This window comes from Radiobacillus sp. PE A8.2 (genome assembly GCF_045635475.1).
Taxonomy (GTDB): Bacteria; Bacillota; Bacilli; order Bacillales; family Amphibacillaceae; genus JBJGXI01.
In genome coordinates this window covers 1-12065 of record NZ_JBJGXI010000013.1, presented here as the reverse complement: position 1 = coordinate 12065, position 12065 = coordinate 1, and the positions used below count along the sequence as shown (strand labels likewise).

The window sequence follows — 12065 nt, the reverse complement described above, 5'->3', positions numbered from 1 at the left end:
ATTAATATAGTTGGAGGCAAAAACATGAATTTATACAGCTTTCTCGTTCTTATACATATATTTTCAGCAATTATCGGAATGGGACCAGGATTTATACTCACTATTATCCCAAAGACAGCGAACACAATGACAGAGTTAAGACATGCCTATGCGCTCAGACATCGTCTGCACATATTAGTGATGATCGGTGGATCGCTTTTACTAGTAACAGGTCTATTAATGGGAGCAATTCACCCGTATCTGTTCAAAGCAGGTTGGTATTTGACGAGCCTGACACTTTTTTTGATTGCACTTGCGATGGGTCCACTCGTATTAAGTCCGAAGTCGAGACCGATTAAACAGCTGTTGGCAGAATCTCAAGGTGAGGACATTCCAGAAACATATACGAAGTTATCAAAAGCATTATTTAAAGTAGAATACATAGAGAATACGATTTTTTTGATTATTATTGGGCTAATGATTTTAAAGCCAGTTTAGCTATTCCTTGGCTCTTTCTTTACACGTTAATTAACGCTTTTAAGAGAACTTGTCGGCGCATGTTTATTTAACAACACTCGTTCGTTACCTTTATCGTCTGATCAAGAAAAGCATATCTGAAATATTTCCACAATATACAACCTCACGATAAAACCCAACACAACTTAGCATTTAGTGTTGGGTTTCAATTATTCACTATATGACTATCATTATTGAATCCTGATCCCCTTCACATATCTGCTTTAATTACTTGTTTGTTAAAACCAATAGAACCGACAATAAGTTCAAAATAATCAAGTTCTAAGCCAGATTCACTTTTTCCGAATGCCATATCTAAATAAACGTTTGCAACAGCAATGCGCCTCTCCTTACCTTTCATAGATTTATATACGTCTTTTACGACTATAACTGCTTCGAATATATCTACCATTTTCTTGGCAATCTTTTTGGGATACAGTAATCGGGAGTGTGCATCCATGGTGCTGATTTTGGTCAGGAAACTGACAAGTCTATCTAGTGCATCATGTATTGGTTTAGTTAACTCTTGGCTAGGTAAACTTTTTAATTGCTTATTCATTTCACCTATGAAAATTTCTTCAATGTGAAATTTATCAATAAGACGCAGTACCTCCAGGCCAAGAATATTTGCTGTTCCTTCCCAAACCGTCAACACCTGGGCATCCCGTAATAATCGTGGGATCACGAAGTCTTCGATATAGCCATTTCCACCGTGCATTTCTATTGCATCATGACAAAATTGAATTGATTGTTCTGCTGTTTCTTTTTTCAAAAGTGCAATATATAAACGCAACAAAGCCTGTTCTTCTGTTGTCACAGCAGGAGAACTGCGCATGGTGTTATCAAAAAGTTTAATCAGTTCAAATGTAGTGGTTAATTCGACTTCCTGTTTCACAGCCATTTGAACTAATGTTGCTTGAATCATAGGATAGGATACCAGCTTATTACCAAATGCATCGCGTTCGAAAGCATAGTCTCGTGCTTCGTTATAAGCACGACGCATGATACCAACAGATGCGACGGTATTGCAAACACGTGAAAGGTTCAGTGCTTCCATCATATATTTAAACCCTTGTTTAGCGTCACCTACTAAGTAGGCTTTTGAACTGTGAAATTCCACTTCAGCTGACGGTACAGCCCTAACCCCAAGTTTATCTTTTAGACGGCGAATTGTAATGTTATTTTCTTTCCAAGGGACGAGAAACAGGCTTAATCCTTTTGTGCCTTCTTCCGCCCCTTTTATTCGGGCCAACACCATCGCAATACTGCACGTACCTGCATTGCTGGCAAAATATTTTTCACCGTAAAGCAAATAATACCCATTCTCTTCCGACGCTTCTACGATGTTTGCTCCAACGTCAGACCCTCCATGCTGTTCAGTAAGAAAAGTAGCACCTTCATACAACTCGACATCACCTGTTGCAATCACATGTGGTAGAAATTTTTCTTTCAGCGCACTGTCGGCATATTGATCAATTAAATACGCAGTCGCCATTGTAAGTGTGACAGGGCAGTAAAAGCCAGGCTCTGATTGAGATAAAATATAGCCTTGGGCATAGGAATAGATATAATTACCCTTTAGTCCAAGCTCTGGAATATCTTTATACACGTAACCGACTATTCCTGTTTCGTATGTTTCTTTCACAGTTGCCTTATAGCCCTCGTTCACCCATACGTGTGAAATGTCATTCCCCATTTTGTCATACTTAATGAGCTTTGGTTGCCCATCACGGTCCGTGTAGGCAGCACGCTCATCTATTACTGTAGCAACTCTTTCACCAAAATGAGACAGTTGCTCGTCGGCGTATTCGAATAGTTCAGCTGATAAATAGGTTTGCAGGTGCTCCTGAAGCTTTTTATCACTTTTATAAAAGTTATTCATTTTATCTCCTCCAATACATATCGCCTTATATATAAAACGCTTTCATTTTGATTTATATTCACAATTATATAAACTTATTTTCGTGTTTACATTCGTACTTAATTATTACTTTCATTCCCTCACACGTGTTCACTCTAAATTCTAGCCTCTCAGACATCAATTACTATGTATTAAGTTTATCATCAATGTTAGCATGAAGGGCAAAAAACAAGGTTTTCAAATTCGCGATTCTTCAGGATAAGGACCAGTAAATAGATGAATTACACAAATGTATACTCCAGTATAGTACCCCCCACGCTCGTCCATTCCTTACAATAGTGTAGATAGCCTTAATGTGCTACGGACAAAAATCTGGAGGATGTATGAGATGAAAAAAAATAGCGTGTTCTTATTGATGTGCTCAACACTAGCCATTCTTTTGTTAAGTGGGTGTTTTGGAATTGGAAAAGATTCAGTAAAGCTACCAGTTGGAGAAAACGGAGAAAGTATATCCATCAGTGGAGATGAAGATGAAGGTTTTAGCTTTGAAGCAGAAGGAGCGGATGGCGAATCCTTTTCTGTAAGCTCGTCGAAGGAAATACCAGAAGCATTTCCCGATGATATTCCATTTGCCGATGAATACGAAATAATCAGCACAACGGAAATTAACCAAAATGGAGAGCAAGCATTGACCGTATCTTATTTAACATCAACATCGTCCATGGAGGAGCTTACTGATTTATACATGAGCTATAAAGAAAACCAAGGCTTGGAAAACACTTCTGAGATGAAAACGGAAGCATATAGCATCTTTAGTATGCAAAATGATGATTACGGTTTGAATATAAATATCGCTACCGCCGAAGCACCTGAGATTTCCGTTACGATCACTTATATGAAGAAAGCCGAAAAGACTGAATAACGAAATGAATGATGGAAAGGGCGATTTGATCATCAATCGCCCTTATATAACAAAACATAGCCATTGCAATTCCTTTATCTAAATATCGAATCAATCTCTTCTATTTCTGATTTTGTTAGCGTAACGTCTAAAGTTTTTAAATTACTTAACACTTGTTCCGCTCGTTTTGCTCCTGGAATTAACGCGTCGACACCTGCTTGTTCTAAATACCAAGCAAGTACAACATGAGCAACTTCCGCGTCTCTTGCATCTGCAATTTTACGAATTTCTGCCACTTTGTCCAGATTTCGAGCAAACGCATCTCCTTGGAAGTGTGGCATATTTTTTCTTAGGTCGTCAAAGGTCATATCCTTCGTATACTTGCCAGCTAACAAGCCTGATGCCAGTGGGAAATATGGGATAAAGGAAATGTTATGTTGTCTTGTATATGGCAGCAACTCATGTTCAGCCTCGCGCTGTAACAAATTGTATTCTCCTTGATACACATCAACATATCCATCCTGGTTAGCATCCTTTAATTGTCCAATTGAAAAATTGGAAACACCGATTGCACGTATTTTCCCTTGCTCTTTCAACCTGCTTAAGGCACCGACTGCTTCTTCTTTCGGTGTATCTTTATCAGGAAAATGAATATAAAACAAATCAATATAATCTGTTTGCAGTCGCTTTAAACTGTCTTCAACTGCTTGTATTAAAAACTCAGGGCGGTTGTCGATGACAACTTCTTTACCGACAAATTTATGGGCACCTTTTGTCGCAATAACAGCTTCTTTTCGCTTCCCTTCAGCCTTGATCACTTGTCCAACTAATTCCTCTGAGCGTTCCGGACCGTAAATAAAAGCAGTATCCAAGAAATTCATGTCATTATTTAATGCGGTACGAACTAATTCCTTTCCCGCTTCTTCATCCAGGTTTGGGTACAAGTTATGCCCACCAACAGCATTTGTTCCAAGACCAATTGGATTAATGTATAAATCTGATTTACCTAACTGTACTTTTTTTACCATTGCAGCGTCTCACTCCTTCTGTGTTATGTACTTTTATAATAAGACAATACGTTGATAATTTCTTGTATGTTACTTGGGAATGCGTACACTTATTTATAGGTAATGGTATCTGCTTTTCGATATATTTCCAATAAACTACCATCAAATGGGAATGTTGCAGCTTTTACCCTTCCTTTTAAATCTGCCAAAGCTTCTGGTGCTTTCTCAATCAAGTGGGCAGGGTAGTTGTATTTCTCACTGTTCGTTTGAAACTCATCCTCATCGACTACCTTCCATTCTTCGTTCGAACCCTTTACAAAATCCAAATCTAAATCGACGAAGGTTAGTTCAGTTTCATTCCAAATAGAAGGCATGGCAATATTACAATAATACGCAACCGGCTTGCCTTCCTCAATCGCCATTGCAACCGTATGCCAATCAGTTAAGGAGAAGTATTCTAAGGAGGTATTATTAACCGTAAAAATCTTACCCTTCGTATGATGCTTTAGTTTTCTTCCGTATTTGCAAATAACCAATACATAATCAGCTGTTTGGTGAATGATCTCCCCTTTCCACTCATAGTGTGGGATATTCGGGTATTTTAGCGCCTTTATATTAATGATGTTTCCCACTGTCCGACCAGCCTCTCCTTACTTGATCTAAATAATCTCCATTATCCCAGAACATTTAGGATATTTTTGGAAAAACCTATAATAAAGAAGCAGAGGACTAACCCCTGCTTCACGATTATTGATTAACTTTGACAAGTAATTTCCCAATATTATTACCTCTGAACAAATCTAAGAAAGCTTCAGGGATTGTATCAAATCCTGTTTTGATCGTTTCTTGGTAAGTTAGCTTTCCTTCTTGCAGCCACTGACCTAGCTGGCTAGCACCTTCTTGAAACCGGTTCGCATAATTACCTACTGTAAAGCCTTGCATTAGTGCACTTTTCTTAATCAAAATCGACTGCACACGTGGTCCATAATCTATTTCTGTAAGGTTATAAGACGAAATTGCACCACAGACAGGCACCCGTGCCAAACGATTTAACTGATTCAACACAGCATCCGATATCGCGCCACCAACATTATCAAAGTAAACATCGACACCATCTGGACATGTTTTTCGAAGTTCCGCCGAAATATCATCAGTTGTTTTGTAATTGATCACTTCATCAAAATCAAGCTCCTCTTTAAGGAACTTTATTTTCTCTTCTGATCCAGCAATCCCAACTACCCGTGCTCCTTGAATCTTTGCAATCTGTCCGACAACAGATCCAACCGCACCCGCAGCACCTGAAACGACAATCGTTTCGCCTGCTTTCGGCTTCCCGATTTCAAGTAAGCCAAAGTACGCCGTTAAGCCAGTCATGCCTAAGATTCCCAAATAAGTAGACGCCGGTGCAAGCTTTGGATCAATCTTACGCACTTCTTTTTCACCAGCAACATAATATTGCTGCCATCCAAAACCTCCGATGACCATATCCCCTTTTTCGAAGACAGAAGATTTGCTTTCAATCACTTCACCGATTGAACCACCTTCAATCACTTCGCCAACTTTAAAGGGTTCCACATAAGACTCCGCATCAATCATCCGCCCTCTCATATAGGGGTCGACGGATACATAGTGCGTTTGGATCAACACTTGTCCATCTGTAAGAGATAAGATATCTTCTTCTACGAATTTAAATGTATGTTCATCTGGCATCCCCGTTGGACGTTCTGCTAAGATGATTTGTTTGTTTTTCACTTTTAAAACACTCCTTTTCGAATAAGAAACAACCTATACGACATTTCTGCAAGCAGCTACGTAAACGAACAATAATTCTATCATCGCCTCTCCTACACCTTAGTAAAAGAGCCTGCCCCTGCAATTGTCACCCTTTCCAAATGAATCAACTCCCACGTGTTTCCATTATCATATTTACCAATATCCGCATGCAAAATAAAGCCCACTTCTGCATAAGAGAGTGTTTTTTCCCGCAAAGATATCGTAAGTTCCTGACTATCATGAGATTTAACTCTTACACTATTCTTGTTAACCTTTATGATTAAATACTCACCTGACTCTATGTCATGCAATTGCTTATCGATGTTACGTAATACACCTGCTATTTTACTCAATTCAGGTATATAGCCCCTGCCCCTGTTCGACGATTCCTGTTCAAGTAAATTCACTGCCGTTAACATTCGTGGTTCATATTGTTTAGCAAGCTCGGTAACTTGTTTTGCCTTGTCAATTTTATGTTGCTTCTCCAGCCATTTGCTATATAATTTAACAACTGTGATCATGTCTTTAACCATTGATTTACTAACCGCTTCATTCAGCTCAAAAAAGTCCTCCGCGAGTAACGTCTCCCAGAATTCCAGATCACATTCCGCCCAGCTATCAATAGAACTAATCTGTATAGCTTCTCGTATATCATACAAACTGTTGCGATACTTCCGTTCTGTACCTTCTGATTTACCATGTGCTTTCTCTTTATAAAACGCCACAATATCGTCTGCGTAGAAAGCATCGACCGTATCCTGTGCAAAACCTAGATTTTCATAAATTGGGATATCTTCCTCAAGCACAACCGATGGACGCCTTTCCATTACATAGGGTTCTATCTTGGACCAGCGCTTGTCTCCTCCTGTCACAAATGGAGACAACTCCAAACCTAATTCTTTCCGTACGGTATTAAAATCAGCCGTGATTTCAACCGTATCATATTGCTTATGCACAAGTTGGTACATCGAAAATTCTAATTGCTTTAGCCATGTTTCTGCTTCGTCCACTCTACCATTTTCCACTAACTCTTTCACCGTTGCCTGGTATGTTGGTAAGCTGCGGTCCATTTCTATGTTCACAGCATTTTGTGCGTACAATATAAAATACTCTGGCACCTGCACATCAATGGAAGCTGTCGTTTTCATTACATCAAACTGCAGTGGAACAGTATGATGTTCTTCCTGATCATCAATTAATAGAATGGAACCCTCCGCTTTACCAATTTTTCGGAGAAATTGATTGGTAATCGCTAAATCATAAGAACTAAATGTTAATATATCATCTTTTATGTCGATATATGCTAGTGCTTCTGCCTGACGAACTTGTCCATCAATCTCACTATCAGTATAAATAGTAAAATTATCTAGCCACCCTAACTCTTTTCTATCCGCTTCCCAAAATTCTATTTGCAGATCATCGTCATTATAGAGAAAATTCTCGGCACGGTCCCGATCTGTCAACTTGAATGTATAATTATATTCTACAACTTCCTTTTCAGCATCTTCTTTATCGAATTCATTGTGAAGTGCTAGTAAAACCTCCGGATAATAATCAAAAAGAACCTGTTCATGCGTTAACCCCGTGTCCTTCATCAACTGCTTCACGCATTGTACCGCATGCTCAAATCCCTTTGGATTAACAATACTTCGAACACCATTAAAGAAGTAGCGATCACCCATCGGTTCTAATATTCCCAACGTACTCGCCCAAGGATAAACAACCGGAATATTCTCCTTAGATTTCGATACGGGGTACGTTTCCCCTGTGAAAAAATCCTTAAAAGTAACGATCGAATCTGTCTCGTCCACTGCTTGCAATAGCTGCATCTTTAACGTTGCCCACGTAGTGGCCATATTTCTTTCCTCTTCAGATAAACGGTGCTCGTTCTCAGCTAAAAACCACTCGATGCCACGCAGCCCATTTTCATACCGATGCGAAAAAATCATCCAAAATTGAACAAAACCACTATCGCCTTTCAGCAGCCGGTTCGACCGCCGATTAAACTCTGATTCCAACGGAAAGAAAAGACTTGATGGGATTTTTTCCGAAATAAAATCCTGCAGTTGAGTCACCAACATATACTTCTCATGATAAAATCTCTCTTCCTTAATTGCTTGAAGTTCGACTACGTTCTGTTTATTCATACAGCACTTCTTATATTTCTTCCCACTGCCACAGTAGCATGGGTCGTTTCTACCGATTGTCATATATACTCTCCTTTATAATTAGACGTATTTAAATTGAAAATAATTTTCCTGATTATTTCTACTCTCTTAAGTTTACAATGACAACTTCTAATAGGCTAATATTTGTGTGTTGCAATTTCATAATGAAAGCAGATTTGAATAAAGTAAAAGGACCACAGTTGGAACTGCAGCCCTTTAGATAAGCGGTTCTCCCACGAGAATCGGCTGTTTATCTTTGCGATAGACCTCACCTATTTCTTCATGGCTTAGTAGGGAGGTCTATTTTCTGTTAATCAATGAAAATGCGAGTAATCCACTAAAGAAAGTTCCCACCACTGTTTCATGATAACAAGCTTCACTGAAAACAGCTAATTCATTTTCGGATATAATAGAGTTCATCTTTTGATTCCATAACTTTTGCGTTTTAACGTCAATTGTGTTGTGGTCAGTGTGATGTAGTATTTGCAAGTAGGTTTGGCTAGATGTAGTTTTTGGGATTCTTTCCATACTAAGGATGCATCGAGGAAATTAGAAATGAGTACCATTACCATTGTTATTGAAACTGCTCACGTACGTTGAGGTTCATTAGCGGTTCAGCGGTTGAGTTCTTTACTGAAATATATTTATAAGCGGTACAGATTTTGTTACAGCGCAAAACTGATATACATAACTATTGGTTGTTAAGTATCTGTTTGATTTCTTTTATTTCACTTTCATGCTTAACAGAACGAACTGCCAACGTATCAATAACACGTTGTTGATCTTCTAAAGTTTCCTTTACCTCATCAAATCTTACGTCGATATGTTTAGCAACTGCTTCAATATATGGACCAACACGATTAATTGTGCTGTCTTTTAGTTGTTCTTGTCCAATTTTTAGTTCTGTTAAGTCTTTGTCTATATTATCAAAGCGTTTTTGAAAGCCAATCATGTGTTTTTCATTTCCATCAAAGCGTTTATCAAAACCGTCCATGCGATTTTCCATTCCATCCATTCTTTGATTCACCTTTTGAAGTTCGTTAAGTATTTGCTTCAATGTATCTTCCATTATGATCACCCCTTTTTCTTCTATATAGTATAACACGGTTATTACGAAATGGTTTTACTTATTACTAGTTTTCCAAGGCTTCTTTAAAAAAGTTATGATACCAAAACCTGATTCTGTTGTGCTTATCTGAACGTTATTACTCTTCGCTCGGCTTGCAAGAAACCAAAAAGTTCTTGCACCAATCATATAAAATTGCCAGCAACAGATTTTCGAAAGATGATTGGAAAAGTAGTAACAGGAAACATCTAGCATTTTATTACCTTTGTTTGGTTAATTTGTTAGAATAATAGTAAGGTTTCAGTTTCCTATTAATAATACTAATCATGAAAAGGCGGACATTTTATGTTTGAGGTACAAGAACTATTACTAAACTTTCTCTTTTTAATTATTTTCTTACTTTTCATGCCTATTATTTTTGAATTGCATTCTAGCAATTTTTCTACCCGTAAGAGATTTTGGACAAATAATCTATTAACTTCTTTAGCAATTCTTAGTTGCATATCCTTTCCAATACCAATTATGGACGGTTATATCTTTGATTTACGCTTAGTTGCCCTGACTATTGGTGGATTGTATGGTGGTATTTCATCTATCCTTATATTAGGTGGGGTAACGGTGATTTTCCGCCTTACTGTTGGTGGATTAGGTGCCGCAGCCACAATAATCGTCGTATTGTTATTCGTTATTTTATTGATGATTATGTCTCATCGTTTTATACACTCACCAAAAAATAAAAAAGTAATGTACAGTAGTGTCCTTTCGTTATCCGCCGCTGTCATAGCTTTATTAAACTCAACTATCATTTTCGGTGCCAGTTTCAGCGTTTTATTTTCGTTTTTATACATCATGATTACGTTATGTGCTACCGCTGTATTAGTATATCTTTATGAATTTTTTAATGAAAGCATATTAATAAAAAAGCAGATGATAACAGCAGAAAAGATGCAAATAGTTAGTCATCTGGCTTCTTCTGTTGTACACGAAGTTAAAAATCCTTTGACTGTAGTTAAAGGTTTCTTACAATTAATACTTCTAGATGATATACCTGCGAGCAAAAGAAAAGAGTACTTAAAAACTTCGATACTGGAAATCGATCGAGCAAATGAAATAATTGCGGATTATTTAATGTTTGCAAAACCTGCTTCTGAAAATATAAAAGTTCTCAATATAAAAGAAGAAGTGCAGCGCACACTCAACCTGATTTCTCCACTTGCCAACATGAACAATGTAATAGTAGAAACAAATTTAAATGATTTTTATTTCAGAGGGGATGAACAACTTATCAGGCAATGCCTTTTAAATATAACAAAAAATTGTATTGAAGCGATGCCGAATGCCGGTATGCTAAGAATAGATACTAGAAGAATGAACAATGATCTTTTGTTAACAATTTCCGATACTGGTCAAGGTATGACGAAAGAACAGATTGCGCGTTTAGGAGAACCTTATTTCACAACCAAAGGCAGCAATGGAACCGGTCTAGGTATGATGGTAGCCATTAATATTATTGAATCGATGAATGCTAGTCTGCACGTGGAAAGTGAAATAAATAAAGGAACAACTTTTAATATTTGCATTCCCTGTGTTTACGTCGAAACTAGCTCTATTCTACAAGAATAAAACTGAATTGCAAAAAAACGGAGCAGATCTCTACAATAAACTCCTCCCACCTTTTGTTCGTTCACTTGTAATAATATCCAATATATTCGCTGTACTTTATAAACTTTTAATATCATCATTCAATCTCTGTGTTGCTATAAAAATGATCGGATTGGTATGTGATACTGGTAACTTTGGCAGTATGTAAGCCTTACGTAGCCTATCGGTCCAGTATGATTTAAACGATTATCTGTGCAACTATCCATCGTATGCATCCGATTCTTCTTTTAACTAAGTAAAAAGAAAAATCCCTGCAACTACTAACAGGGATTCTCTTAATTTTCAAACATATCTTGAAAATGGCTAATCACCTTTAGCTGCTCATCTTTGCCCGCTCGGGTTGTGACCGACCAATTCCTGTTTTTTATATAGTCACTATAGAGTTTTTCAAAATTGGCTTGCTGCATCGCCATGTCATAATGGACTTGTTTGACATTGTCGTTTTTCATCATTGATGCGGACGTAAAGTTATCATTGGCTAACAATTTCGAGGTGGAATGAACTTCCAATGTAATTGCTTTGTCAGATCCTTCTTTAACCGGCTGAATTTGGTTAACGTTTAACTGCTGGAATACTTGCTCTAACGGGATTACTTGCACCCATTGATTATGACTTGGATCTAGCAGGGTAAGCATGACTTTAACATGGTCTTCCATAATTATTATTTGAGCATAAATTAATATTTTTAAGTAAGGGTCATTAACCTGATTATAATAATTTCTTAATTTATGAATTACACCTTTATGGGTAGCTAAATGTTCAGTCATTAGACCAACATCGATACTCGGTAACTGCATCGGTCTCCTCCTTACATAGTTACTCACCCATACAATATGTAAATGTGTGCTGTCCTGTGCTCTTTGAGTCTTGTTTAGAGCTCCCACAAAGAATGCACAAAATGAAGTGATTCGGAAAAAGTCACAGAAGTTATGCTATTATACTAAGATTTGGACGAAAAATGTTACACAAAACTAATAGAACAACTGTGACGTATCGACACTTATTACAGAACTTAAGAGCGAGAAAGCCCACTTCTTCAGATGTGGGATGAATCGCTCTTTTTTGAAATTTAAAATTAGATTATAAGACAAACACGTGTTCCTTTTGGTAAAATATAGTCAGGAGGTGAAGA

General features: G+C 37.6%; 11 protein-coding genes. 3 read left to right on the top strand and 8 right to left on the bottom strand.

The window, feature by feature from the left end:
* The first annotated feature begins 24 nt into the window (after positions 1 to 24).
* Entirely contained in the window at positions 25 to 477 is a 453-nt protein-coding gene (locus ACI6MV_RS08895; protein WP_407269932.1) for a DUF2269 family protein, read from the top strand.
* Positions 478 to 706: 229 nt separating this feature from the next.
* Here ACI6MV_RS08895 and ACI6MV_RS08890 read toward each other — a convergent pair whose 3' ends face one another.
* Complete coding sequence (locus ACI6MV_RS08890) at positions 707 to 2377, bottom strand: acyl-CoA dehydrogenase family protein (protein ID WP_407269931.1); 1671 nt, start codon at positions 2375 to 2377, stop codon at positions 707 to 709.
* A gap of 367 nt (positions 2378 to 2744) precedes the next feature.
* On the opposite strand from ACI6MV_RS08890, the gene ACI6MV_RS08885 reads away from it, so the two are divergent.
* Entirely contained in the window at positions 2745 to 3278 is a 534-nt protein-coding gene (locus tag ACI6MV_RS08885) for a hypothetical protein (protein ID WP_407269930.1), read from the top strand.
* Positions 3279 to 3352: 74 nt separating this feature from the next.
* Here the strand turns inward: ACI6MV_RS08885 and ACI6MV_RS08880 are convergent, their stop codons facing one another.
* The 6 genes from ACI6MV_RS08880 to ACI6MV_RS08855 all read right to left on the bottom strand — a co-directional run bounded on the left by ACI6MV_RS08880 (position 3353) and on the right by ACI6MV_RS08855 (position 9274).
* Positions 3353 to 4285, bottom strand: coding sequence for an aldo/keto reductase (locus ACI6MV_RS08880; RefSeq protein WP_407269929.1), 933 nt, complete (start codon positions 4283 to 4285; stop codon positions 3353 to 3355).
* Positions 4286 to 4374: 89 nt separating this feature from the next.
* On the bottom strand, positions 4375 to 4896 hold the full coding sequence (locus tag ACI6MV_RS08875) for a DUF402 domain-containing protein (RefSeq protein WP_407269928.1): 522 nt from the start codon (positions 4894 to 4896) through the stop codon (positions 4375 to 4377).
* Positions 4897 to 5011: 115 nt separating this feature from the next.
* Entirely contained in the window at positions 5012 to 6016 is a 1005-nt protein-coding gene (locus ACI6MV_RS08870; protein ID WP_407269927.1) for an NADP-dependent oxidoreductase, read from the bottom strand.
* A 92-nt stretch (positions 6017 to 6108) separates the two neighbouring features.
* Positions 6109 to 8247, bottom strand: a complete 2139-nt coding sequence (locus ACI6MV_RS08865) for a YecA family protein (protein ID WP_407269926.1) — start codon at positions 8245 to 8247, stop codon at positions 6109 to 6111.
* A gap of 258 nt (positions 8248 to 8505) precedes the next feature.
* Positions 8506 to 8733, bottom strand: coding sequence for a hypothetical protein (locus ACI6MV_RS08860; protein ID WP_407269925.1), 228 nt, complete (start codon positions 8731 to 8733; stop codon positions 8506 to 8508).
* Positions 8734 to 8896: 163 nt separating this feature from the next.
* Complete coding sequence (locus ACI6MV_RS08855; RefSeq protein WP_407269924.1) at positions 8897 to 9274, bottom strand: hypothetical protein; 378 nt, start codon at positions 9272 to 9274, stop codon at positions 8897 to 8899.
* 342 nt (positions 9275 to 9616) lie between these two features.
* Between ACI6MV_RS08855 and ACI6MV_RS08850 the strand changes: the two genes are divergently transcribed.
* A complete protein-coding gene (locus ACI6MV_RS08850; RefSeq protein ID WP_407269923.1) occupies positions 9617 to 10894 on the top strand; it encodes an ATP-binding protein in 1278 nt (425 codons plus the stop codon).
* 314 nt (positions 10895 to 11208) lie between these two features.
* Here the strand turns inward: ACI6MV_RS08850 and ACI6MV_RS08845 are convergent, their stop codons facing one another.
* The gene (locus ACI6MV_RS08845; RefSeq protein WP_407269922.1) at positions 11209 to 11730 is read right to left on the bottom strand and encodes a hypothetical protein; all 522 of its coding nucleotides are present in this window, start codon (positions 11728 to 11730) and stop codon (positions 11209 to 11211) included.
* Positions 11731 to 12065: the final 335 nt, after the last annotated feature.